Genomic DNA, 25,724 nt, shown 5'->3' on the forward strand with positions numbered 1-25,724 from the left:
AAATCCAAAACTTCTGTCTTAAAAGCAAAACCAAATGTAAACATTTTATATTACATCAGGAGATACAACAATCCTTACGACCCAATTACTGGGCTAGTTATTGACAAGTTTGATTTTTTATGTTTCATCCTAAAGAACAGGTATGATAAAACAGCTATGGTTATCGCCAAAACAGCAATTAAGTAAGCCATAACTTCAAAAAACAACAAATATGAAATATCACCTTTTCCAAAATTTTTATACAATAGCACAAGTACACTACCTAAATATCCAAAGGCATCGGCTATATATATTAAAAAACCCACATTTCCATTAATTTTAAAGGTGGCTATCATTCTATCGAAAAACAACCCTTGAAAAGGAATATAGCAAATGTACATGCTAAACCCAGAAATAACCATCCAAACTATAGGGTTAATCACTTTTATATGAAATAAAAAAGTTGATACAACAAGTAAAACTCCGCCTAAAAACAAAGTTAAATGATATAACAAAAACGCTTTATAGTTTTTAGAAACGGTCCCTATTAAACCAAGGATCACCAAAACTAAAACAGCAATAGGTATTTCAGAATAAGAGTAAATACCTACACTATCCTCATAGCCAAGTACATCCCATATTTCTCGTGCAAAATTATCCCTGAAATCCCGTGCTGCTGTAATAAAAACATAAAAGACGACTATAAGGGTTAATGGAAAGGCAAACGTTTTATACAATGCTAATCGTTCCGATCTATTCAATGGCTTTCTTGCACTCCTACTTTCTTTATCTGCTTCACTAGGCTCCGGCAAACGCTCTAAAAGGTATCCAAAAAATACTAAGGGGATTATAAAAAACAGACCGGTAACAAAAGGCATCCAAAATTCACTTACCCCAAACATATCCATAGTAAATTTACCTATAGATTTTACTACCCCTGAGGATACTATAAAACTGGAACATAAAATAACCCCAAGTACCTCTGTGGCCTTTCTACCTTCTAAATAAGAAAATACAATACCCCAAATCATGCCCAACGGCATTCCATTTAAAAACATAAATACCACATTATATGGCGGAGGTACTAAAGCAAATCCTAAAAGAGCCAGTTCAGCAAAAAGAATAAAACCAATCAACAACATTAAACGCTTGGCTGATTTCATTTCGGCTATAATCTTAATCCCCAAAAACTTTGAAATCGTATAACCTATTACTTGGAAGATAATTATTAGTATCTTATAATCTATATTGAAAACTTCCAAACCCTCATAGGTGGCTACTGTAAAAGGTTTTCTAAATGCATACATACAGAAGTACGCACCAAAAGAGGCTATAGATGCATGTAATAAGAACTTTAGTTTATCATTAATCTTCATAATTTAATATATCTTTTTATATAATTTCATAAATTTTAAAAATCTCAAATATAACGGTAACCTAACCGAAAAAACAATTAAATTAAAATTAATGACATTTTAATAACCTAGGCCCTACAAATCATTATATGATTTGATAAATGTGCTTTAGTATGCTTATTTAAGACCAGAAGTTTTTCATATAGAACAAAAAAATAAAGCACCACTCAATACTTATCAAAGATTGTAAAGGAAAAAAGAAAATTTTAATACTCTTAAAAAGACGGATTAATGAGTTAAAAATTTATCCATATAAAAATCCAAAACTTTTGTTTTAAAAACAAAATCATATTTCGCATTTATTAATGACGATTGGGCATTTATATATTGTACCCGTGATTGTTCTAAGTCGTATGCTGACATATTACCCAAATCGAAACGCTCTTTAGCATTATTAAACGCCAACTCTTGTGACGCTAAAGTCTTTTTAGCAGCTTCATAGGCCTTAAAAGCAGCTTGGGCATCAGTATAGGCTCGCTGAACATTCGATTCAAGATTAATTTTTGCTTGCTCTAAATTAAGTTTACTATTTTCTACCTGAATTTTAGATTTTGCTACTGCCGTTTGGTTTTGGTATCTTGAAAAAATAGGAATATTTACCCTTAAATTAAAGCTATGCCCTTTATTTTCATTAAGCTGTTGAAAAAAAGAATTGGAATTTGTTAAATTAGAAAAATTTGCACCCGTATTAAACCCATAGCCCAAACTTACAGTTGGGTAGTACCCCGCTTTTGAAATTTCGGTATTTAATAGGGCATTTTCAATATTCTTTTCTGCAACTTTAATTTCAACCCTATTTGCTAAAGCATAATCCAATATGGGAGACACATTGCTATATAACAAACTTTCAGAAGGGGTTCCAACATCTACTACCTCTACACTAAAACCTTCATAGGGTAATTGCAATAATTGCGATAAGTTCAATAAAGCCAAATTAAAATTGTTTTCAGATATGGTAACTTGCTGGGCATCTCTACTTAACGTTGCTTCAGCATCATAGATGTTAGCTTTAGGTTGTACCCCCGCATCAACCAATGCCTTGACCTGTTCTAGTTGCTTGTCACTAAACTCGTATTGTGCCTGGGCGATTTCTAAATTTTCTTTATTAAACAATACATTCAAGTAGGCATTTACAACATTTAAGGCAATATCATCTTTTATTCTATCAAGCTCTAATTGATTGGTTTCCAAATTCAACTCTGCTTGTTTATATATATATGTATTTCTAAAACCGTTGAAAACACTTTGGGAAATACTTAGACCTGCACTAGTTGAATGAAATGTTCTATCGACAAAGTTACCTGGAAATAATTCGGATTGTCCAAGACTTAAGGATTGGCTTAAACCAATCCCTAACGATGGTAAAAAATTACCTTGCGCTGCTTTTATGTCTTGATTATTTAACAACAAGTTGTTTTTGCCCTGTTTTACGGTAATGTTATGTTCTAAAGCATAATCGATACACTCTTGTAATGTCCATGCTTTATCTTGAGAAAAACCAACCGCAGTAATAAAAAATACACAGTATAGAATATTAAGAATTACATATTTAATTTTATTTTTTAGGTCCATATATTTCCTAATTACCACTTGTGACTTGATTCCAAATTTTAATTTCATCACCATCATTCAGTCCATCTTTAATCTCAACATTAATACCATCGGACAACCCCAACTCTACATTTTGTCTTTTGAAAGTAGCATCAGCCTGTTTAATCTCAACAAAAGGCATTTCAGTAATTCTGTCAAACTGAACAAGTGATTCCTTTATGCTAAAAACACTGTCTTTACTTTCTATATCAATTTCTGCATTCGCACTATAACCGGCTCTAATATTAGCTTTTACATCTACCTCAACATCTGCTTTAATAGTAAACTGAACAGCTCCGGCAGCATCTGAAATGCCTTTTGGAGCAATAAATATTAGTTGTCCCGGGAATGCTTTTTCATCTAAAGCTCCTATAACAATCTTCATAGGTTCTCCTTCTTTTAATTTACCAACCTCTGACTCATCAACAGTCCCTTCAAAAATCATATTACTCATATTTGCAACAGTTGCTATAGTAGTACCTTCATTAAAATTATTGCTTTGAATAACTTGATCTCCAACACGAACTGGGATTTCCAATACTGTTCCTGTTATTTGAGCTACTATACTAGTATTAGCTGAATTACCTCCAGATATAGAACCTTTTTTTATAATTTGATAATCGTTTTGAGCTTGGATAAGTGATTCTCTTGCTTGTTCAAAAGAAAGTTCACTATTTTCAAAATCTTGCTTCGAAATAACCCCTTTGTTATAAAGTACTTTGTTTCTTTTATAAATTGTATTAGCGTTATCAAATGATAGTCTAGCAGAATTGAATCGGCTATTTGCACTGTTTAAAGATTGCTCATTTGGAACAATCCTAATTTTAGCAATTAAATCGCCCTTAGCTACCAAATCTCCTTCCTCAACAAAGATAGCGTCAACAATTCCAGAAATTTGTGGTTTTAACTCTATTTCTTTTTCTGGGTTTAAACTTCCTGTTGCTACTATTTTAGTACTAATTGATGTGTAAAATGGTTGATCTGTTTTAAACATTTCAGGAGCTCTAGCATTAGCTTTGTAAAAATATAGAAGCACCCAAAAAAACAGTAGAGCCATTAAAACGACAAAAACAATCTTTAATTTTTTATTCATAGTATAATAATTTATTCTTCTCTCAACGCATCTATAGGCTTAACATTAGTAGCTTTAGTAGCAGGAATCAACCCAATTAAAGTGCCTAATACTGTAATAATTATTAATGCAAGTAGCACCATACCATTCGATACAGATGGATTTCGCATAAAAGCGTCTTCGCCTTGTGCTGCAAGTTTGTTTACCAACATTAAAATCAAACCACCGCTTATAATCCCTAAAACTCCGGAAATTAATGAAATTGACACAGACTCCACAATAATTTGTCTCTTAATAAGGTATGGTGTTGCCCCTAAAGCCCTCCTAACTCCAATTTCCTTAGTCCGTTCTTTAACCGATATGAGTAAAATACCACCAATAGCAAAAACACCCGCAATTAAAGTGGCGATGCCTACAAACCATGTTAAGAACTGCATGCCTATTAAAAAACCCGTTAGTTGTTCAAATCTATCACCAAGGTTAAATCCATTTAATGCTCTATTATCATCTGGATGAATACCGTGTATGTTTTTCAATAACAACTTAATATCGGCATCTATTTGATTTATTTCAAAACTTGGATTACCGGTTATCATCATTAAATCAACATCATTACCACGGTTATACAATTGCTGAGCAGTTGTAAAGGGTATATCAAAATCTATTTGTGGCCCACCAAAATTTACCGCTTCAAAAACACCTATTACCTTAAAGCTTACTTTTTCAGATTTTACCATTTTCCCTATGGGGTTTTCGCCTTTCTCAAATAACTGCTTATAAAAATCATCTGATATAACAATTACCTTTTTTTGTTCATCAACATCTTGTTGATTGATATTTCTACCCCATACCAAATCCTTCTTTGCTAAAATATCCAATAAAGGAAATTCACCTCTACCCGTAAAATTAGACGTCAATGTATTTCTGCTTAAGGTCATTTGTACTTGGATACTAGGTACAACATACTCTACTCCACTAATATTCTCCTTAATTCTTTCTACATCGTTAAGATTTAATTTAATACGCCTACCTTCTTGATACCCCTTGAAAGGTATTGATGTTCTTCCACTAAAAATGAATAGACTGTTTGTTGCATAATTTTTAAACCTTGCATTAAAATTGTTTTCTATTCCTTTTGCAGACCCTAATAAGGCTATTAACAATAATATACCCCACCAAACACCAACCATAGTTAAAATAGACCTTAGTTTATTTTTACTAAGACTGTCAATAACTTCTTGCCAAGTATCTTTTTCTAATAAAAATTTAACCATTTCTTAAAGCTATAATTGGCTTTATTTTTGAGGCTTTTTTTGCGGGTAAAAAACCAGCTATGGTCCCAGCAAAAATTAAGACTATAGTAGCCGAGAATACAATTGATAAGTTCACACCCGGATCTGTTATAAAATAGCGTTCTAAACTTGACCCTATAGCTTGCAAAGCACCTACACCTATAAGCAATCCTATATACCCTGTAAATGTTGTTATTACAATAGACTCTAATAATATTATTAACACAATGGATTTAGGAGAAGCTCCCAGAGCTTTCCGAATTCCTATTTCCTTTGTACGTTCTTTTACTATAAAAATCATGATATTACTAATCCCCAAAATACCTGCTATTAAAGTCCCAAAACCAATTATTGGAATTAGAATTCCTAAACTAGATGAAATATTATCAAGCCTTTTTTTTTCAGTGAGTATTCTATTCCCTGTCCTTAAAGCTCTCTGATCGTTTGGGGCTATGTTATATTTATTTTTTAATTTAAGTGTTATCTTGTCTACTAGCACAAGAGCTTGATCTACAGTTAACTTTGGATTATAGGTTATTACTATTCTATCCAGTTTTTTATTGCCTGTATAAAGCTTTTGTATGGTTGTAGTTGGAGCATAAACCATACGCTCTTGACTATCCCCTCCATTATCGGAAAAAACTCCTACAACTTTGTACTGTACCCCCTCTAAATCTATGTATTTTGAAACTGCAGATTCCCTTTCAAATAAATCATCTTCGACCAACCTACCAATGACCAAGATTTTATCTTTATTGTTGTAATCTTTTAAATTAATAAACCTTCCATCTATAATTTCAGCCTTTTCACTATATTGATAGTCTGGACCAACTCCCATAACAGTAAAATCCCCTTTTTTCTTAGCATTCCTTAAATTATAATTTCTAGTAAGCGTACCAGAAATATATTCAATTTGACTACCAAACTCTGACTTTATAAAATCCAAATCCTCATTATTAAGAAATATTCGTCTACCAATTTGAAGGCCTCTATAGGGTTTAGAAGTTGTTCCCGTATATAAAGTTATTGCGTTATCAGCCGTTCTAAGAAATAGTTTTTTAAACGTATTTTCCAAACCGTTAGCAATACCAAAAAGAATAGTAAAAAGCATTATAGCAAAAACTACAGTAAATCCCGTGAGAATTGCTCTAGTTTTATTTTTATTAATACTCTGAAATATTTCTCGCCAAATATCTAAATCAAACATTTTTTTTTGCTCTTACTTGGTCTATTTTAGAGTCTTCCATAATAACCCCATCACGTAAACGCACAATACGTTTGCACATATGAGCAATGTCATCTTCATGTGTAACCATCAAAATGGTCTTTCCTTCATCATTTAATTGTTGTATAAACTCCATAATTTCGTATGACGTATTCATGTCTAAGGCTCCTGTAGGTTCATCTGCCAATAACAATTTAGGGTTTGCCGCCAAAGCTCTAGCTATAGCAACACGCTGATTTTGACCACCGGAAAGTTCTTTTGGTAAATGGTGAGCCCAATCTACTAACCCAACCTTTTCTAAATGAAACATGGCTAATTCCTGACGATCCTTACGCTTCATACCTTGATAATACAATGGTAAAGCCACATTCTCTAACGCATTTTTATAATTAATAAGGTTAAACGATTGGAAAATGAATCCTAAAAATTTATTTCTATAAAGTGCCGCCTTTTTCTCTGTAAGATTTTTAATTAGTAGCCCATCAAGGATGTATTCTCCAGAATCAGCCTGATCTAACATCCCTATAATATTAAGCAATGTAGATTTCCCTGAACCGGATGACCCCATGATAGCTACCATTTCACCTTGCTTAACTGAAAGATTAATACCTTTTAATACATGTAAACTAGAGTCTCCTATAGGATAGGACTTGTGAAGTTCTTTTATTTCTAACATTGTATCATTGATTGGTTTATCAAGTTCAGTACCCTAATTAATTAGACTAATAGCGCAAAGAAAAGTCACAAAAATTGTTCCGAAAAGTTTTTGTTACTTTTTTAACGTATTATATTTCCTATAAATTAAATAAGCTACACCCCCAACAAGTATATAGGGTATGAGCATTAAGTATACAATACCATCGTTTATACCTTGCGAAACACCCTTACCTTCTTCACTTTCCAATACGGCACGGCACATGGCACACTGTGCATTACTATCTATAAATAAAAAAAAGGAAACAAGAAATAAGGTTAGCTTAGCTTTCACTTTTCAAAATAGGGTTTCATTAATAATAAGGAACAATCATGACATAGACAATAACTCCTGTTACAGCAACATATAACCATAACGGAAAAGTTATTCTGGCTATTTTTTTATGCCTTTCAAAATTTTTAGTAATAGCTCTAACATAAGTAATTAATACAAAAGGAATTACCGCTACAGACAATAGAATATGTGTTAGTAATATAATTAAATAAACATATCTAAAAACTCCTATTTTACTTTTTTCGTAATCATTTAATGTTCCGTCATGGTTTAAATCTCCAAAAACTGTAGAATCACTGGTCATATGATGCAGAACATACATGACCAAAAATATAACCGAGCACCATATGGCTGCAGTCATTAAATTTTCGTGCAATACAATTTTCTTCTTTTTTATGGCTATAAATGCCATAACTAAAATTAAAGCTGTAAAACCATTTATGACAGCATAGATTGGTGGTAAAAAAATTGGTAATTCTATATCCACTTTAATTCTAAAAAGTGAGGCTACTACAATTGGAATAATAATGGAAAGCACAACAATCCACTTATTATATTTTTTGTCTTTTGAAATGTCTTGTTTTTCCATTTTATAAAATTCTTCCACCTACTCCTAGGATTCAAATGACATATTATTCATTCAACAGTTTTTTTATGTCTTCTTTCAGTAAACTTATTTCTTCTTTTTCACCATCGTAACCTACCTTTTCACGCTCCGAAACAACACCTTTATAATATATAATGGGGTTTCCATATTCATCCTTTCTAGAACGTATATAGCCTTTTTGATCAATAAGAGCAAAATTACCTGAATGCTCGAAGCCACCTAAAACATCTTCATTTTCGGCTGCATAGATGTAAAAGCCCTCGTTAGCCAATTTATAGATAGTTTCCTTTTCTCCAGTTAAGAAATGCCAATTGGGATTGATTATACCATAACGCTCGGCATAAGCCTTTAGAACATCTGGAGTATCATGCTTAGGGTTTATGGTAAACGATGCCACTCCAAAGTTTTCAAATTCTTTAAAAGCATTTTGAATTTGCACTAAATTGGCATTCATACGAGGACAAATGGTTGGGCACGTCGTAAAAAAAAATTCAATAACATAAACCTTACCTAAGTAATCCTTATTGGTAATAATTTTGCCATTTTGGTTGGTAAAGCTAAAATTTGGTACCTGACGCTTTATGCCATTGTTTTCTATAAAAGCTAACGGTTCTGCCTTAGTTTTTCTTTCATTTGCAGAATCACTTCGACTTTCGGTTCTGATAATATCACCATTTGAAATCCTATCAACTATTTTAGGTATAAAAAGAATTCCAAAAACCAAAATAATAAAAGCGATACCTATATATGAATAATTTGTTTTTTTTTCCATAATTAATTCTCCTTTTCTTTTAAATCGTTTGCTCTTCGGGTATCGGTATTAAATTTACCTTTACGTTTTTGACGGTATTCTGTAAATAGAATACGTAAATCTTCAGCTGCCAATTTATTTTTTAATTCAGCTATTTCAGTACAACTGTAATAATCCAATTCTCTAATTGGTAGACCTTTTACTTTTTCCCTATCCTCCCTATCATCCAGTCTTCCTCTTTGATTTAGGTCTGAGTCAACTATAAAAACGTTATTGGTACTTAAATCATCTTTCAATTTAAAATCAGATTTCAAGCTGTGAAACGTATTAAGTATATCACTATCGTCTAAATGAACAAAATGCCAAAACCTTAAATCTTCATATGAGGCAATTTCCTTAAATAATTTATCTGTTTCTTTTTCAGTGCCCTTGGAAACTAAAATAACAACTTGAAATTTTTTGAACCCTTTAAATTTATCATAAATAACCTCTTTTAGATTAAGTGCTTCAACCGATTTGTCTTTAGGCGATTTACCAAAAAACCCGAGCACAGTTAAATGACCCTCTAATTTTGTGTCTAATTTATTAATTGAAGATATCTCCTCTACATTGGAATTCACAATATCCAATGTCTCAAAATTTTCTTTTGAAAGGGACATGACAAGCACAAAAAATACTGGCAATAAAAACAAAATGCCTAAGGTTATATTTCTTTTTAATTGCTCTTTATTCATTTGGCAAAAATAAAAAAAGGCGGTTTAAAAACCGCCTTATATTGTATAATTAACGCTATAGTTTATTCTAAAAATCTCTTTTTACATAACCACTATCATAAACATCAAAAACGTAGCCGCCTTCTTGCAATAAAATAAAGATTAAGTATAAAATCAGGAAGATGGCGGTCCATACAACCATACGTCTAAGTGCTTTTGTTTCATCGCGCATGTGCATGAAGTCCCAAGTAATGTAGTATGCCTTAACAATAGTTAAAATAATGAATATCCAGTTAAGTAATTTCATCCCCAATACTTTAACCATAGACCATTCCGGTTTTACTATACCTAAAGCAACTTCCACTGTAGTTACAATAGAAAGCAAAATCAATACACCCCATATTTTTTGGGTATTGCTCTTAAACTTTATTAAACCTCTTAATATCGCTAAATTATGTCCGTGTGCCATTTTAAATCTTTCTTATTATAATTATACTAGGTAGAAGAATGTAAATACAAATACCCATACTAAGTCTACAAAGTGCCAATATAATCCAACCTTCTCTACCATTTCATAACTCTTACGTCTTTCGTAAGTTCCCAAAATCACATTAAAGAAAATAATGATATTAATAATAACTCCTGAAAATACATGAAATCCATGGAAACCGGTTATAAAGAAAAAGAAATCTGCAAATAAAGGTGAACCATACTCATTAACATGAAGATTAGCTCCTTCAACTACCAGCTTACCATTATCTTTTAATTGTTTAAGTGACTCTGCTCTTGATAATATTGTTTTCTCGCCATGCTCATCTAGTAATTGAGTCCTTACCAATACATTGTCATTAGCTTCTAGTCCAGCAACTACTTCTTCAACCGTATAACTTGGCAAAGAACCCTCTGAAACAAACCACAACCCACTTTTACGCTCATGCTGTATTCTTTCTGAATGTCCATCAGAAATTGCAAAATCCCTTAACGCTACACGATGTCCTTCAGCATCTACAAATTGTAATATATTACCTCCTTTTGTTTGTACTGCCCCATAATCACCCTTTATAAATGTTGCCCATTCCCAAGCTTGGGATCCAACAAAAATTAACCCCCCAATAATAGTCAAAAACATATAAAGGGTCACTTTTGCTTTGTTTAAATGATGACCAGCATCTACAGCCAACACCATAGTTACCGACGACATGATAAGGATAAAGGTCATAAATGCCACATATATCATTGGCAATTCCTGACCGTGTAAAAATGGTACGTGGGTAAACACTTCATCAGCGATTGGCCACGCATCTATAAATTTAAATCTTGAAAAACCATAGGCTGCTAAAAACCCCGAAAAAGTTAGTGCATCGGAAACGATGAAAAACCACATCATCATTTTACCATAACTAGCCTTTAGAGGTTCATTTCCTCCACCCCATGTCTTACCTTCTGTTCCAGTATTTACAACTGTAGTACTCATATATTAATGGTTGTTATTTAAAAAGTTGCACAAAAATAATCATTTTATTCATCTAAAGAAATATAAAAACAAAAAGAGTAAAACCCATAAGATATCCAAAAAGTGCCAAAAAGTAGCAGCAAGTTCAAACCCAAGTAAATTGGCAGGGGTGTACTTTTGTTTAAAATGATTATAAATTACCACCAGCAAGCATATTAGCCCCACAACCACATGCAAAATATGCATAAAAGCAATGACAAAAATAAAGGTCATGGTAATATTACTAGTTGGTCCAGTAAAATGAAAGCCTCTTCCTATGATTTCACCAAATCCTTGAAACTGATTATAAATAAACCCTAAGCCCAAAGCCAATGTTAGCATCAATAAAAACATGGTTTGTGATCTATTGTCTTTTTTTAGCGCTCTTTTAGCTAAAATAAACGTAACACTACTCGCTATTATAATAAATAGACTAACCATAAATGCATTTGGCAGCTCAAAATCGTGCAACCAATCTGGCCGGGACTTACTCACAATATAGGCACTTGTCCAACCTGCAAAGGTCATTACTAGTGAAATAATACCAAACCAAAGCATCATTTTTTTAGCCCTACTATTTTTTTCTTCTTGTGTTCCTTGAGTTAAATCCATTTTAGCTTATAAATTTATCAATGACATATACTATTTGCACTAGCGAAATATAAGACACGCTTACCAACATAAGTTGTTTAGCCGCTCTTTCGGTCATAACATTAAACAAACGAACAGCATAATACAACATCCATAAGCCTAAAAGCAAGACAATGATAGCAGCAACTATTGAAAGCTGTAACTTTCCTGTAAACCCAAAAACAGGTATTACAGAAACCAACATAGTCCAAATGGTATACATTATAGTTTGTACTGCGGTACCTCTATCTTGTTTTCCTGTAGGCAACATAAAGAAACCTGCCTTTTCATAATCGGTGTACAAAAACCATCCTATAGCCCAAAAATGGGGAAATTGCCAAAAAAACTGGAGCGCAAATAATGTTCCCGGTTCTATACCAAAATCGTTAGTAGCGGCTACCCAACCTAACATAAATGGTATGGCACCAGGAATGGCCCCTACAAAAACAGCTATAGGCGTTTTAGTTTTTAATGGCGTATAAATACAAGTATATAAAAATATAGATATAGCACCAAACATAGCCGTTTGTTTATTAATAGTATAAAGAATGACAACACCTAAAACCGTAAAAATTGAGGCAATAATAAATGCTGTTTTTACTGACATTCTACCTGCTGGAATGGGTCTGTTCTTAGTGCGGTTCATTAATGCATCTAAATCCTTTTCTATAATTTGATTAAATGCATTGGAAGCTCCTACCATAAAATACCCGCCAAAAGCCAACAAAACCAAGGTTTTAAAATCTACGATATCAGTTCCTAACAAATAGCCAGCCAAAGAAGAAAATACCACGCTCAAAGCCAGGCGCATTTTTGTGATTTCCTTAAAATCTGAAATTACCGAATGTGTTGTTAACAAAGATCTTGTATTACTCAATGTACTTATTGTTCCTTCTTATTAATTAGCGAGTGCAAAGATACTCTATTACAGTATTTTGAGCAATCCTTTTTTAATTGTAATTTGTAATACTTTAATTCACTATATTATAAAACCTTTTTAAGCAAGATTTCCCTCAATATGAAACCTATAAATACATTATTTACACTGTTTTTGTCGTCCTTTCCTGTAATTACCTGTGCCCAAAACGACAAGTTTGTTATTAAAACCATCCCTTTATCGGATCATATTTATATGCTAGAAGGTCAAGGTGGCAACATTGGAATTTCTGCTGGTGACGATGGTGTTTTAATGGTTGATAGTCAATTTGCTCGATTAACACCTCAGATTATTGAAGCTATTAAAGCCATAAGTGACAAACCTATTAAATTCTTGGCAAATACCCATCATCATGGAGATCATACTGGGGGGAACTCCAATGTTGCCAAACAAAAAACCACTATAATAGCGCATAATAATGTTAGAACTCGCCTTATAGAAAACAATACTATTGAATCCCTCCCTGTAATTACCTTTAGCGACAAACTCAATATTTATATTAATGGAGAACAGGTTGCTGTTATGCATTTTGACAATGCCCATACAGATGGCGATAGCATGCTGTATTTTACCAAAAGCAATGTATTGCATACCGGTGATATTTTCTTTACAGAACGTTACCCTTTTATTGATTTAAATTCAGGAGGCAGTGTAAATGGTTATATTGATGCCGTAAAAAAAGCCTTGATTCTTATTGATGATGACACCAAAATCATCCCCGGACATGGTAAGCCCTCAAACAAAAAAGATTATCAGCTGTTTTTAAATATGCTGGAAGATTTAATGGTTAAGGTATTGGCCGAAATCAATAATGGTAAATCTGAAGAAGAAGTTGCCAATAACACATCCATAACAAAAAAATATGACGATTTAGGATATAGTTGGAATTTTATTTCTTCTGAAAAAATAAGAAGAACGTTTTATAAGAGTTTAAAAAACTAAGTCTGCTAGGTTTAAAATATTGACAGGCCCTTAGTTTCAAAATGTATAAAACACTAATGTGCTAATAACCTTTCAACCATGCTTAACTTAACTGCTTATTACAAAATTAAAAATCAAAATACCAATTAAAGAGATCGGTTCTTAATCCTAAATTAAACCAAACGGTATCACTTTTAAAAGTTGAATTAGTAATCACATCAGGATTAAAATTTCTAACCGTAATATCTGCAAATAATTTCAAGTTGGTCGAAGGGTTTATTAAATAACCAGCTTGTAGATTACCATAAAATGTTTTGGTTTTAATGCCCTGCCCCACTTTTATTCCTGTATCAGAAGGACGGTCATTATAATTCCTATAAATATCGCCCCCATAACTAAAATTATTAGTCCCCTCATTATAATCCAAACCGCGCTTGCCAAAAATAAATTTAGCGTCTGCAAACCAGCGATTATAATTATAATGCCCTATAAGTACCCATTCACTAAAATTAGCTCCCCATAAATGAGCCATAGACTGGTTATTATGGCCATAATTCAATATTATGGTGTTATGTGAATAGGCATATGGCCTAATACGATTGTATTCCAATTGCATCATTAAGTTATCCACCTTAAAGGCATTGTAATATTTAATACCCAATTGATAACCATATTTGTTTTTCCAACTTTTTTCTCTTGCTTTAATGTCATTTAATGAAAATTCATCCAAAATAAACTGACCATACATATTTACATTGTCATTAAACTTAAATTTTGCAGAAGCACCTAAAATGGCATTTCCAGCTCCTTGGCCCGTTTCAAACTCTATAGCACGGTAAAAAATAACCGGATTTAAATAGTTAACATCAAAACCCCTTTCGTTAGTATTACTCCATACAACCGATTCAAAAAATCCTAAATTTAATCGTTTTGAAACATTCCAACTTAAATAATGGGTAGCCATATACTTAGTTAAAAATGCACCATCTTCAGTCACTTCGGGCCTTACGTCCTTTAACCACATCCAAGTATTAGTATATTTTATTTTCCAGAATTTAGTATTCAATTTCAAAAATGGTCTTGGACTGGCTACATCACTGAGCAATAACGAGCGGTAGCCGTCACCAATAAAATTTTTGCCATGTCCAAACTGGATATTGATAAACTTTGCTGGTGTATAGGACAAATACGCTTCAGCAACTGGGTAATCATAGGAATCGGTTTTGAATCGCTTTGCGATACCTCGACCTGGAATAATGGCTGGATCGGGACCAAAAGCCTTTAAACTTTCGGCGTAGTTATTTACATATTGTGCAAAACGGCCTTGACTTTCAAACACCGAAGTATAAAAATTAAATTTTTCTCCAAAACCTCCTTGAATTAATACTCCCCTTGTGTTATTATATGTAGAGTTGTAGTCTACTTTGGTATCTTTACCAACCTGCAAATCGAAAACAGGGTCTATGGTAAACCAATAATCCTTTCCTTGCAATTGCACCAAATGTTCATTCCAAAGTTTTCTACCTCCCCAAGTATTGGCTTCCTTTACTAGCTTGTGTTTTTCAGAATTAAAATCGTAGTACTTAGAAACCTCATCGAACAAAAAAGGTTTAGAAGCGGTGTGACTGTTAGTGCCAACTAGATTTAAGTTTCTATCGAACTGTGCGTAGGAGCTATGTGTAAATGGTATGTTTAACTGACTGGAAAACCGTTTATTTTTATAAGTCACAAGATTAGACGACACACTATCATATTCTGCCTTAACAATCTGTGCCCGCTTTGAAATTTCGCTTTTCGAAATATCTGTACCGCCATCACTCTCACTTTGATTGACCAAAGGAATTTTAATGGCCATAGCGTATTGCTTATAAGTAGGTCGCCCATTATAGGTTGCCGGTTTTATTTTAGGTAATATTGAGAATACCCTTTTGGTTTCAGCCTTCAAAACATCATACATTGCTTCGGCATAAATAACTTTAAAAACGCCTGTGCTATCCACTTCGAATAGTACTGAAATTTCGCCTTTATATTTTTCATCTATAACTTGTTGGGGTACTTTAAAATTGTTGTATATGTGTTTGTATATATGGTTGTTAAAGCAAGTCTGCAGGTCCTCTACGCCAACGCCTTCACAGCTAGGAAACACTGGAGGTTTTTCATTAGACTGTAAGGTCTGGGCATAAATACTATATTGCAGTGAAAGTAATAGCAGCACAACATATCTCTTCATGGTAACTCGATAAACTTTAATTCTATGCCGAAAGATACTATATTTTTAACAATGGACGTTAAAACAAAAAACCGTTATCAAAATAAAGATAACGGTTTTTTAGTCTTGAGTAAGTATTGTTTAATGCACCATAAATTTGATGGGCAATATATAAATAACACCTACATTTTTATTGTTTTGCTTTCCTGGTGTCATTTCTGGTATTAAATTAATAACTCTTTTGGCCTCATCTTCCAATTTAGGGTGAGGCGCCCTAGTTTTAACACTGTTAACCTTACCTGTTTTATCAATAGTGAATTGTACATTGATTTTTTGCATACCTTTCAAACCAAATTCTGAAGCAATTTCGTCACCATGAAATTTACGTTGGATCAACTTTGCAATTTTATCAGACATACACTTTTTTCGTGCTTCGTTAGTTTTGGCTTTTTCGCAACCAGGGTAAATAGGTGCATTTTGAATAAAAGCTATAGGAACGTTGTCATCTTCGGGTTTCTCAGGCAAATCTGGTAAGGCGTCTGGAGCAACAATAGGATTAGATATTTTGGGTTTTGGAGATTCATCAAAAAAAGTAGGATCTGGTGTGTCATCAGGTACTTCTTTTAAAACTGGACTCTTAACAACTTTTCTTTCGAGTGGTTCATCAAAATTAGGCGCTTCTGTTTTAATTATTGGAACGTCAACCATATAGTCTGGCTCTTCAATTAATGGTAAATCTGCATACCTATGTATAGTCGTCTCAAATTTCATTTCAAAGAGACCATAGGTAATCAATAAGCAAACTATTAGCCCTACTTGAAAGTAAAGGGTTGAGTTTTTTTGTAAATTTACATCATGCTTTTGTGGTTTTTTCACGGTTTCTCCATTTTGCCGAATGGAGTCGTGGGAATGTTTTGAAATTCTCATAATAATTATAGTTTAAATGTTAATATTATGATAAAATCACAATAAGCATACCAAAAAGAAATCCCGTTACAAATGCTGTAACGGGATTTTATTTTTGCGTTTTTCTAGCTCGTTAAAAGCTATATATAAATGAACTAATCCTGCACCTGAAAGATAATTGGCAACGAATAAGGAACTGTAACCGCTTTTCCACGTTGTTTTCCTGGCTGCATTTTAGGCAACTTATTAATTACCCTAGCAGCTTCTTTTTCTAAGCCTGGATGCGGTGCTCTTGCACGAACCCCAGTTACATTTCCAGTTTTATCTATTTTGAAAATAACATTGATACGCTGTCTTCCAGAAAGTCCTAAATCGCCCGCAAGGTCTGTATTAAAATTTTTGTTTACGAACTTTTGAATTTTTTCAGACATACAAGCTCGCTTAGCATCATTATTTTTTTCACGCTCACAACCTGGGAATACCGGTACATTTTCAATTACAGCAAATGGCACCTCAATATCTTCTTCAACTTCTTCCACCTCAACTTCTTCTACCTCTACAATTTCTTCCTCCTGATCTGTTTCTGTGGATTCTATTACGGTTTCTTCAACTTCTTCTTCGTCCTCAACAATTTCTATAACCTCTGGAGCCGCTGGTGGCGGTGGCGGTGGCGGCGGTGTTTTTAACTGCTCTGTGATTGGAATTTCTTCTTCATCCAATTCATCTAGATTTAACTGCCCTATATCAATAGCATCTTTATCGTAAGTCTTGTAGTTTATAGCAAAATTTGCTAAAAACAACATTAAAGCCAAACCAACAGCAAAATAAAGTGAGCTGTTACGTCCAACGTTTGCTTTAGGATTTTTCTTCGGTTCCATAATTTTATCGATTTTTCAGGATTGCTAAAATAACCATTTATTTATCAAAAAAACAAGTGATCATCTATTTTTAATGTCTTTATTATTGTAACATAGTAATATAAGCCCTGCTAAAATAATACCCAACGTATTTGCTAGCACATCATAACTATCTGACGCTCTGGTATTGGTAAGCATGCTTTGTAATAGCTCAATAATTATACCAAAAACAAATGCTAGTAGACCGCCTCTTGTAATTGCTTGTTTTTTGTTTAGTTTTACCTGTAATCTAAACACATTATACCACATTAGAGTTAGCACAAAATACGCACAAAAGTGAAAGATTTTGTCTTCAGAATCTAATGGTGTTTTTGGTAATTCCCCAAGATTTATTAAACTTAAAAAAGCTAAACCAAGGGAATAGGCTGTAGCAATATAAAGTGCGTACTTTTTAAGCACCAACAAGTGCTTTGTAATCGTCAGATGAAAGTAAAGTCTCGGCTTGGGATAAATCGGAACATCTTACCTTTATCATCCATCCATCACCATAAGGGTCAGTATTCACCTTTTCTGGTTCATCTTCCAAAGCTTCATTAAACTCTATAATTTCACCAGAAAGTGGTAAAAATAAATCAGAAACTGTTTTTACAGCTTCAACAGTGCCAAAAATCTCTTCAGCTTCCAGAGTTTCATCAACGGTTTCTACTTCAACATATACAATATCGCCCAGTTCACTTTGGGCAAAATCGGTAATGCCTATAGTGGCGATATCACCTTCAATTTTTATCCATTCGTGATCCTTAGTGTATTTTAATTCTGATGGAATATTCATTACTAATTGTTTTTAGTTAATTTCAGCAAATGTATTTAATCCCAATATAAATTCAAACAGTTATTATTTAATTTCCGAAATTATATCTTAGGGTCAAACCAGAGCGAATCGTCGTTTGAGGAAAAGCCGTAGAAATAGCATATTCTGAAAACGCATAGTCGAAGTAAAAGATTCCCGTTAGGTTTTTACTGAAAGCATAATCTGCCGAATATTTTAAGCCCCAAATGGTTTGTCCAGAAGTGACTTGATTGTTTTCTAAATCCAAATATCTAATAATAGTTTTATTATCCCGTATTGAAATATCTGCCTTCATGTTTAAATCGCTAACAATGCGTTTTCTCGGGCCAGCCAACTGTGAACGGATACGTACATCCTTAATCCTGTACCCTAAGCCCAGTACATATTCATTGCCCTGTATTTCCGTCATTAAATTATTATCGAAGCTCAATGACAACAGACGATCCTTTTTTACCTCTGCCAGTATTTTTATAGAGTTTTGCATTTCAAAATCAACACGGATTAACGGACTAAACATCTCGGTCAAGTTAATATTACTAAACAGGGTTTTGTTTTTATAATCCCCGGCTTGGTTTTTTGTTTCGGGATTCTGATTCGCATAATCCAAACTAAAATCTGGTGCAGTATAATCTAAATTGGATTGAAATTGATTAATGGTATAATTGGAACGGTAACCATGGGTAATCGAGAAGCGTTTAAAACGTTTTTTAAACCAATTAAATTTCATAAAACCAGAATATTTTAAATCCCAGTTTGGAATAGGCACATCACGAAAAGCCGACATTTTAATTTGGTTGGCATCCTGGCCAGAGTAAGCCGCCAAAAATGCTGGTAATAATACGGCTTGACTGTTTTTACCAAAGCCTTTAGGGAACCCATCGGCATCTACATCATTCACATCTGCACCATTTTGTTGGGCTAGGCGTCTTGCAATAATTAATCGATTGGCCCTAAACTCGTTAAAAGCGTCTGAACTTGTCTCATCACTTTTACCAAATGCCGTTTTTATTAAAATGGTTGAAATATTAAAGTTACCAAAGGTGTTTGGGGTTAAGGGATTATACACGCCATTTTCTACCCTATAGTTTTCATTGTAATTTTCGTAGTAGGCCCGACCAGCCACAAGATCAATCTTTAAATCCCTAAACGGCTCGAGATTAGCCGAAACATCCAAGTTTTTGGTGTGGGTTTCGGTGTACTGCTGATTGAATTCGGGAAATACTGTTAACCAACCATTGCGTGCCGCTAAATATCGAATATCCTGCTGACTTCCAAAAGTATAACCAAAAGTTGGTTTTAAGGTTCCTATAAATCCTGGTGTTCTTAAATAGCCAGGTAAAAAGGTCCCATTATTTTCGGAATAATTAACCTGAATACGCTTTATGCTCGTTAAAATATCAATTCCTGCATTTAATAATTTTGTTCCTGTATTGTTTTTTGCTTTAGGCTGATTGTTATTTTGGTTAGCTCCAGGAGGTCCTGGAGCACGAGTGTTTCTAGTTCTTACAGATCTAATAGGTTTTTTAACCAATCCTAAATACTTATATAATCGATCCATGTTTAAGGACGAATTAATATTATGAGTATTGGCATTTTGTATGGTATTCCCTAAGTTATAGGTTACACCATCAATTTCTAACTCACCATATAAATCCGAACCTTTTTGCCATTGGAAATCTCCACTGTATTGATAGGTGACATCTAAAAAGCTGAATGTTGGTATTTTGCTCAATGGCAATTGATAGGTTATACCCAACTGCTGGTTTTGCCTGTTAGGATCGCCTACATCAAAAAACCCATCCCAAACATCCAAAGTTGGATCTTGTTCGCCATTAACAATATTATCCTTAAAATAATTGCGGACAATATTATTATTTGCAGCTGTAAAGTTTAACTGTAATGCATCAGTAATATTATAGTTGATGGTGTACTGAAAATCAAAGGTGTAATTTCTTCTGAACAATTCTTCAATACCAATGTTTCCGCCGCCTAAATCTATTTCCCTGAACTTTTGTTTGTTGAACTGACGATTAATATCTGTATTTATCGTAAAACTTGTAGGTAATAAATTAAAGTTAAAGTCTTTTAATATTTTTAGATATTGACTTCTAAAGAGTGAATCATTCTTTTTAAAAGGTTCCACCTTTATGGGGTTAAAATTGAAGGCATAATTGGCTCCAACCCGTACCGTTTTATTAATCAAATTTTCAATTTCAAAATCGCGATGCTCTAATTTGTTATACGAATAGTTAAAAGTTAAATTTTCCACATCATAAAAACGAGGTATGGCTTCATCATTGGTTCTTATTTTTCGAACGCCTATAAAATTGATGCTTTTTCGTTTGGTATAATCTTCAGATTGGCGCTTTATGGTTTCCTTATCTTCAGCCGTATTGGCAGCAGCTATTCTAGAATCTAAGGTAAGATCTTCATAGAATTGATCATATTTGGGTGTGATTAATTCTTCGCTCTGTGCATAATTAAAAGGCAACTGAATGCCCCACTTTTTTGGAAGCAATTGCCCCATGTTAACATTGGTAACCACATCATATTGTTGAACATCTTCTAAACTACGCTGACTAGGTCCTTGCTCTAAAGAACCAAACCCAGAAGTACTTTGCCGACCCGTAGCACTAATGGTAGCAAAATCTGCGATATTGGCATCAACACTAACTACGGCAGCCCAACCGCCTTCATTATCCATATCGGACAAACGTAACTCGTTAAACCAAACTTCAGCACATACATCATTATTGTTAGATCGGTTTTTAACCCCTACCATCAAGGTTCTAATGTCACCAAAATTTGGGTTTCCTTTTACTGCTACACGATGTTGCCCAAGCACATAATCTGAAAACTGATCGTTTGGAACTGGAACTGGCTCACCATCTATAACATCATAAAATGTTGGATCTATATTCGTTAACGTTCCATCTGAAATCCCCTGTGCCTTAATTTTACCCAAAACATCAATGGATAAATTGATCTCATTTTCCTCTGGCCAAAGACCTTCCCTTGTTTCAGATTCTGAAACTTTTAAAGGAATCTCAATCTGATAAAAGTTTTCGGTTAAGTCGTTCCCCATACGTATAAATCCTACTAACTCATCATCATTTAAGCCATTTACCTCATCTTCCTCGGCATGCATAAACATACGCATTCGCTTAAATTGGCGCATGTCTATATTAATATTTTTAAAGACCGCTCTGGAGTCACGTGCTTCTAAATTACATACATTTAAAACCAACGACTGTTCATTTTGCTCAATTACCGTATTGTTATTAAACAGTTCTTCAGGTTCTATACCTGGCGGTCTTTCGTAGCGTCCTTCATTTTCAATAGTACCTATTATTCCTACCGAAAAATCGGTTTGGGCATCCTCTGGGGTTGGATCATTTTTATCTAAAGCTTGAACAAAACGTCTCCAGTCGCTACGCACTAAGTCCAAGGTTCCAAAACGGAATACTGTTTTTTGTGTAAAATTCTTTAAATAGATACGGGCAAATCTCGCAGAACGCAAATCACTAATACCGCCTACAGCCTTAACATGACTCCCTTGTACAGGAATCCTAAATTGATACCAGGTTACTTCTTTACTATCTCCGTTAGGCAAAGCTCTTGATCGTTTCTTAAAATCTGTTAAAAATGTTTTAAGTGGATTACTCGCTGGTAAATTATCAAATTCGTTTTGATCGGTCGGCAAATTTTGAGGGGTTAACTCCAATTCATACTCAAAATAGCTATCAATCGTGTTCATGGTATTATCACGATTAATATCTTCTACATCGGGCTGAGTGTTTGCGCCCCTATCCCTTTGGGTAAAAGTATCTGGCGTGTTACCTTCCACTCCATTATAACGCTTGTAACGTTCAAAAATATCACCTGAAGCATTTAAGAAATAGGTGTAATTATCATTTGCTGGATCATCTCCAAAAGCAGAACCAAATTTCTGCACTTCTTCAGAATCATCATAACCATCATAACCCACGTCTTGATTATCACGTTCCTGCCCAGTAGTATCGAACGCATAAATTAATGATTGATTTTGGGGTACTACAGTACCGTAATCGGTAGGCAACAATAAGCTTACATCTCCATTTTTGGGTAAACCGTTTTCATAAAGTTTTCGACCGTCCTTTAAAATATCCTCAGAGATATTACCTAAATTGAAAACCAATGTTCCTCCATTATTAGTTGGGTTTTCCTGAAATGGGTCTTGCAACCAAAACTCAATGTATTCCACATTGGCCTGTTCCAAATCGGTAGACGTTAATTGTCTTGTAATCCCAGCCCAAGATTCTGTAGGATTATTCAATACACCATTTTCGGAACCAGGTTGGAAATTATAAGGCCCCCGTTCTTGTGGATAGTATGTTAAATCTAAAGTAAAAATAGCAGAATTTTGTCCAGGCACAATATCCCTGTTCGGGAACAACTCTTCAATAAATACACGACTGGTATAAATGTCGGACAAGTCATCATCGCTAACATCATCTGGTCGTTGACTGCTATAAAAAATAGGATCCACAGAATACCAGTTTAACATAGCTCTATTGTAACCATTTTGAATGCCGTTCTGATCTTCATTAGCTTCTATTCCCAATCCTACGGGTCTACTTGATAAAAACCACGACTGCTGAGATTTTAAATCAATCGCATTTTGTGAGCCTTCAAAATCATCAATATAAGACGTTGCTTCACCATTTAAATTAGTACCCTTGGGTGCTCCAGGTAGCAGATATGCCATTTCTCCTCTCACCGATAAGTTAGATTCTACATCGGTATCTATATTGGGCAGTTTATTGGCCAATCGTGTTAAAAATGGTACTTCTGAGGCAAAGTTGCCATTAAACCCAAAAATAGTATTATTGATGGGTTCAGACCCGTAGTTGGCCTTTTGGGTTATAGGGCGTTCGTTAAGGTTTAATAAGGTACCACCCAACACAAAATTTTCGTTGAATTTATGTTCTACATTGATGCCTGTAAAACGTCTGGTTTGCTGACCAAATACGGCGTTGTTTTCGGTAGAAATATTAATAGGTGTATTTGATGCCTTAAGTGCTTCATCTAAAATTTGCACACGCCCCAATTGATAATTAACAGTATAATCGATACCTTCTACCAATTGTCGACCACCAGCTGTTACCACTACTGACCCACGAGGTACATTAAAAGCTCCTATAGGGATGCCATCGCCTCCTGCTGACTTAAAACGTCCCTTTAACTTGAATTTATTTTTCTCAACTTCGTCTAAAGCTTTAGTTTTCGTGCTTTTGTAAAGCAGGTCATAAACGTATTTTTCTTGGTTAGGGTTGGCATAAATATCCTGTTCGTAGTCGGCGGCATTGTTATTGGGGTTGCCATCATCATCTAAAATATCAAACAAGTAACGTCCGAAAGGTTCTACTTTGGTAAAAATAATTTTACCGTTTTGTGGCAATACTGTTATTCTAGGCACAAAATCGAAAAACCCATCACCGCCACCTTGTGGGTCATTATTAAAATTCAATTTATCAAGGAAGAATAATTTTAATAATGGGGTTTCTACAATTTCCTTATCATCATTGGTATTAGATGGTGTATTATTATCAAAAATGGGGAACGTCGTGCCTTCTACAGGCGTAATAAAGTTTAAAGGCGACGCTTCATTATAAAAAATATTCAATTTGAAATCATCCTGACTTAGGTTATAGGCTCCTGTGTCGTAAATGTTTTTCATCATCAAATCCCAAATAGGCTCATTCACGTTGGTGATACTACTCTTCAACATTTTAAGTACAAGATTGGAATTGACTACCGATGTGACCTGGCCTTGACTGTTGTTAGTCACTTCAGTTGCATTAACGCCATCGTTTGCAAATTCACCCACTTGATAAACCGCTCCTCCTACCGTAAATTGAAACGCTACGGCCAATACTTCATCATTGTTCAACCGTTGGTTCAGTGAAATGTAACCCAACTCGGTATTTAATACATATTCCTGTCCGGGAATTAACTTACGGGCATTTTCCAATTTAGTATAATCAAATCCTTCATTTACTCCGGAAACCAAAATTCCCTGTCGTACTGTGGCCACGTCCCTTATGGCATTGGTAAGTTGTGAACCTGCTCCACCTATATTTTCAGGATCAAAATCGTTATTTCCATTATCTGGAAAAGCTCCAGGGCCTACATTTACAAATCCTGCTGGAGCTGTATCCAATCCTATGATTTCGCTTTCCCCCAAATCTTGAAGCGCTACTATATTTCTAACATTTTCGGTACGGTTATTCCTGTTGGTAATCCATACTTCAAGTCTGGTAATTTGTAAACCGCCTGTATTTAAGTATGGATAAGTGCTTAGTGCTTCATCATATTTATTCCTAAAATACTGCGCTAAAAAGAAGTGGCGGTTTTCGTCGTAATCCCGAATAAACAGTTCAAATTCCTCTAAAGTACCACCACCTTGGGCCACTACCGAACTGGATTGGGATTTCTGCTCAGAGAACACACCAGTTACGGTGGTTCTACCAAATTGTAATTGTGCCTTTACACCAAACAAACTTTGTGCTCCTGTAATTAATGAACTGTTTAGCGGCATACTTACGTTACCCACTTCAATCTTTTGAATGATGTCGTCTTCGGTTGGCGTATATTCCAGTTTTATAAGATTTTGAAAATCGAAAGTAGATTGCGTATCATAATTAGCGGTTACCTGCAAGCGTTCCCCCACTTTCCCCATTAGACTTAAACTGATACGCTGATCAAAATCGAATGTAAAATTGCTTCGATTTCTAGGCGAAAACACCGGGTTGTCTTGTTTGGAAAACAAAACGCCTAAATCCATCTCTACTGAACCCTGAGGAACCACCTCTATAGTGTTACCTCCAAAGATGGTTTCAAAAAAACCTGAGTTCACATAAAACTCGGGTAACAGATTTTTTTGAGCGTCATCGGCACCATCTTTTTTACCATCAAAAGCATCTATTTTATCTTTATAATAATTTCTAAGATTTTCTTTTGCAACCAACTCATAATACTCGGTTGGTGTTAATATTACAGGATAATTGATATTAAAATCACCTACCGTTTCGGTATAAATGTACCTATCTGTTAATGGATCGTAAGTGTATTTGGATTGTATGCTGTTAGGGTTTGGTGTTTTAAGTGTTCCTAAACTAAATCCTATTTTTGTAGAATCCTGTACTGTGGGTTGCTGACCCCATGTTCCAAGGGCGTAAAAACAAACCACTATTAAAACAAAGTATTTTTTTAAAGGCTTATAAACTCTATGGTTAGTTGTGTTCAAAA

At 34.2% G+C, this 25,724-nt stretch carries 21 protein-coding genes; 1 reads left to right on the top strand and 20 read right to left on the bottom strand.

The genetic code is table 11. From position 1 onward, the window contains the following. Positions 1–74: 74 nt before the first annotated feature. The 14 genes from MR053_RS01500 to cyoE all read right to left on the bottom strand — a co-directional run bounded on the left by MR053_RS01500 (position 75) and on the right by cyoE (position 12,631). Positions 75–1,355 (bottom strand): DUF5690 family protein, encoded by a 1,281-nt coding sequence (locus MR053_RS01500; RefSeq protein WP_242130733.1) that lies wholly within the window; start codon positions 1,353–1,355, stop codon positions 75–77. A 267-nt stretch (positions 1,356–1,622) separates the two neighbouring features. Further along, entirely contained in the window at positions 1,623–3,023 is a 1,401-nt protein-coding gene (locus tag MR053_RS01505) for a TolC family protein (RefSeq protein WP_242130734.1), read from the bottom strand. Continuing rightward, the gene (locus tag MR053_RS01510; protein ID WP_242130735.1) at positions 2,974–4,077 is read right to left on the bottom strand and encodes an efflux RND transporter periplasmic adaptor subunit; all 1,104 of its coding nucleotides are present in this window, start codon (positions 4,075–4,077) and stop codon (positions 2,974–2,976) included. The genes MR053_RS01505 and MR053_RS01510 overlap by 50 nt, the downstream gene beginning before the upstream one ends. An 11-nt stretch (positions 4,078–4,088) precedes the next feature. Continuing rightward, positions 4,089–5,330 carry an ABC transporter permease gene (locus tag MR053_RS01515; RefSeq protein WP_223551419.1) on the bottom strand — a complete coding sequence of 414 codons (1,242 nt, stop codon included), beginning with the start codon at positions 5,328–5,330 and terminating at the stop codon, positions 4,089–4,091. Further along, positions 5,323–6,555, bottom strand: coding sequence for an ABC transporter permease (locus MR053_RS01520; protein ID WP_242130736.1), 1,233 nt, complete (start codon positions 6,553–6,555; stop codon positions 5,323–5,325). Before MR053_RS01520 ends, MR053_RS01515 begins: the two co-directional genes overlap by 8 nt. Further along, positions 6,548–7,249, bottom strand: a complete 702-nt coding sequence (locus MR053_RS01525; protein WP_223551421.1) for an ABC transporter ATP-binding protein — start codon at positions 7,247–7,249, stop codon at positions 6,548–6,550. Before MR053_RS01525 ends, MR053_RS01520 begins: the two co-directional genes overlap by 8 nt. A 93-nt stretch (positions 7,250–7,342) precedes the next feature. Further along, entirely contained in the window at positions 7,343–7,561 is a 219-nt protein-coding gene (locus tag MR053_RS01530; protein WP_242130737.1) for a hypothetical protein, read from the bottom strand. Between the two features lie 19 nt (positions 7,562–7,580). After that, complete coding sequence (locus MR053_RS01535; RefSeq protein ID WP_242130738.1) at positions 7,581–8,150, bottom strand: DUF420 domain-containing protein; 570 nt, start codon at positions 8,148–8,150, stop codon at positions 7,581–7,583. Between the two features lie 43 nt (positions 8,151–8,193). Then, entirely contained in the window at positions 8,194–8,940 is a 747-nt protein-coding gene (locus tag MR053_RS01540; RefSeq protein WP_242130739.1) for an SCO family protein, read from the bottom strand. A gap of 2 nt (positions 8,941–8,942) precedes the next feature. After that, positions 8,943–9,653, bottom strand: coding sequence for a hypothetical protein (locus tag MR053_RS01545; RefSeq protein ID WP_242130740.1), 711 nt, complete (start codon positions 9,651–9,653; stop codon positions 8,943–8,945). Positions 9,654–9,720: 67 nt separating this feature from the next. After that, on the bottom strand, positions 9,721–10,101 hold the full coding sequence (locus MR053_RS01550; RefSeq protein ID WP_242130741.1) for a cytochrome C oxidase subunit IV family protein: 381 nt from the start codon (positions 10,099–10,101) through the stop codon (positions 9,721–9,723). Positions 10,102–10,122: 21 nt separating this feature from the next. Continuing rightward, entirely contained in the window at positions 10,123–11,106 is a 984-nt protein-coding gene (locus tag MR053_RS01555; protein ID WP_223551427.1) for a cytochrome c oxidase subunit 3, read from the bottom strand. A 48-nt stretch (positions 11,107–11,154) separates the two neighbouring features. Further along, positions 11,155–11,736: a cytochrome c oxidase subunit 3 gene (locus MR053_RS01560; protein WP_242130742.1), complete on the bottom strand. Its 582-nt coding sequence runs from the start codon at positions 11,734–11,736 to the stop codon at positions 11,155–11,157. A gap of 1 nt (position 11,737) precedes the next feature. Beyond that, a complete protein-coding gene (gene cyoE / locus MR053_RS01565; protein WP_242130743.1) occupies positions 11,738–12,631 on the bottom strand; it encodes a heme o synthase in 894 nt (297 codons plus the stop codon). A gap of 141 nt (positions 12,632–12,772) precedes the next feature. Between cyoE and MR053_RS01570 the strand changes: the two genes are divergently transcribed. Continuing rightward, positions 12,773–13,633 (top strand): MBL fold metallo-hydrolase, encoded by an 861-nt coding sequence (locus MR053_RS01570; RefSeq protein ID WP_242130744.1) that lies wholly within the window; start codon positions 12,773–12,775, stop codon positions 13,631–13,633. Positions 13,634–13,739: 106 nt separating this feature from the next. Here MR053_RS01570 and MR053_RS01575 read toward each other — a convergent pair whose 3' ends face one another. The 6 genes from MR053_RS01575 to sov form a co-directional block, all read right to left on the bottom strand. Then, the gene (locus MR053_RS01575; RefSeq protein ID WP_242130745.1) at positions 13,740–15,842 is read right to left on the bottom strand and encodes a gliding motility protein RemB; all 2,103 of its coding nucleotides are present in this window, start codon (positions 15,840–15,842) and stop codon (positions 13,740–13,742) included. 120 nt (positions 15,843–15,962) lie between these two features. Then, positions 15,963–16,748, bottom strand: coding sequence for an energy transducer TonB (locus MR053_RS01580; RefSeq protein WP_242130746.1), 786 nt, complete (start codon positions 16,746–16,748; stop codon positions 15,963–15,965). Positions 16,749–16,882: 134 nt separating this feature from the next. After that, complete coding sequence (locus MR053_RS01585) at positions 16,883–17,605, bottom strand: energy transducer TonB (RefSeq protein ID WP_223551433.1); 723 nt, start codon at positions 17,603–17,605, stop codon at positions 16,883–16,885. Between the two features lie 60 nt (positions 17,606–17,665). Further along, on the bottom strand, positions 17,666–18,043 hold the full coding sequence (locus tag MR053_RS01590; protein WP_242130747.1) for a VanZ family protein: 378 nt from the start codon (positions 18,041–18,043) through the stop codon (positions 17,666–17,668). Beyond that, positions 18,036–18,416: a glycine cleavage system protein GcvH gene (gene gcvH / locus MR053_RS01595; RefSeq protein ID WP_223551435.1), complete on the bottom strand. Its 381-nt coding sequence runs from the start codon at positions 18,414–18,416 to the stop codon at positions 18,036–18,038. The genes MR053_RS01590 and gcvH overlap by 8 nt, the downstream gene beginning before the upstream one ends. A gap of 67 nt (positions 18,417–18,483) precedes the next feature. Beyond that, positions 18,484–25,722 carry a T9SS outer membrane translocon Sov/SprA gene (gene sov, locus MR053_RS01600; protein ID WP_242130748.1) on the bottom strand — a complete coding sequence of 2,413 codons (7,239 nt, stop codon included), beginning with the start codon at positions 25,720–25,722 and terminating at the stop codon, positions 18,484–18,486. Between the last annotated feature and the right edge of the window lie 2 nt (positions 25,723–25,724).

The organism is Aestuariivivens marinum (assembly GCF_022662175.1).
Taxonomy (GTDB): domain Bacteria; phylum Bacteroidota; class Bacteroidia; order Flavobacteriales; family Flavobacteriaceae; genus Aestuariivivens; species Aestuariivivens marinum.

Excerpts from the sequence above, each read along its gene's own strand:
- MR053_RS01585 (WP_223551433.1), bottom strand. The coding sequence starts at position 17,605 with ATGGAACCGAAGAAAAATCCTAAAGCAAACGTTGGACGTAACAGCTCA.
- MR053_RS01560 (WP_242130742.1), bottom strand. The coding sequence starts at position 11,736 with ATGGATTTAACTCAAGGAACACAAGAAGAAAAAAATAGTAGGGCTAAA.
- MR053_RS01535 (WP_242130738.1), bottom strand. The coding sequence starts at position 8,150 with ATGGAAAAACAAGACATTTCAAAAGACAAAAAATATAATAAGTGGATT.
- MR053_RS01505 (WP_242130734.1), bottom strand. The coding sequence starts at position 3,023 with ATGATGGTGATGAAATTAAAATTTGGAATCAAGTCACAAGTGGTAATT.
- MR053_RS01555 (WP_223551427.1), bottom strand. The coding sequence starts at position 11,106 with ATGAGTACTACAGTTGTAAATACTGGAACAGAAGGTAAGACATGGGGT.
- MR053_RS01570 (WP_242130744.1), top strand. The coding sequence starts at position 12,773 with ATGAAACCTATAAATACATTATTTACACTGTTTTTGTCGTCCTTTCCT.
- MR053_RS01500 (WP_242130733.1), bottom strand. The coding sequence starts at position 1,355 with ATGAAGATTAATGATAAACTAAAGTTCTTATTACATGCATCTATAGCC.
- MR053_RS01520 (WP_242130736.1), bottom strand. The coding sequence starts at position 6,555 with ATGTTTGATTTAGATATTTGGCGAGAAATATTTCAGAGTATTAATAAA.
- MR053_RS01540 (WP_242130739.1), bottom strand. The coding sequence starts at position 8,940 with ATGGAAAAAAAAACAAATTATTCATATATAGGTATCGCTTTTATTATT.
- MR053_RS01550 (WP_242130741.1), bottom strand. The coding sequence starts at position 10,101 with ATGGCACACGGACATAATTTAGCGATATTAAGAGGTTTAATAAAGTTT.
- MR053_RS01515 (WP_223551419.1), bottom strand. The coding sequence starts at position 5,330 with ATGGTTAAATTTTTATTAGAAAAAGATACTTGGCAAGAAGTTATTGAC.
- MR053_RS01525 (WP_223551421.1), bottom strand. The coding sequence starts at position 7,249 with ATGTTAGAAATAAAAGAACTTCACAAGTCCTATCCTATAGGAGACTCT.
- MR053_RS01575 (WP_242130745.1), bottom strand. The coding sequence starts at position 15,842 with ATGAAGAGATATGTTGTGCTGCTATTACTTTCACTGCAATATAGTATT.
- MR053_RS01580 (WP_242130746.1), bottom strand. The coding sequence starts at position 16,748 with ATGAGAATTTCAAAACATTCCCACGACTCCATTCGGCAAAATGGAGAA.
- MR053_RS01545 (WP_242130740.1), bottom strand. The coding sequence starts at position 9,653 with ATGAATAAAGAGCAATTAAAAAGAAATATAACCTTAGGCATTTTGTTT.
- gcvH (WP_223551435.1), bottom strand. The coding sequence starts at position 18,416 with ATGAATATTCCATCAGAATTAAAATACACTAAGGATCACGAATGGATA.
- MR053_RS01510 (WP_242130735.1), bottom strand. The coding sequence starts at position 4,077 with ATGAATAAAAAATTAAAGATTGTTTTTGTCGTTTTAATGGCTCTACTG.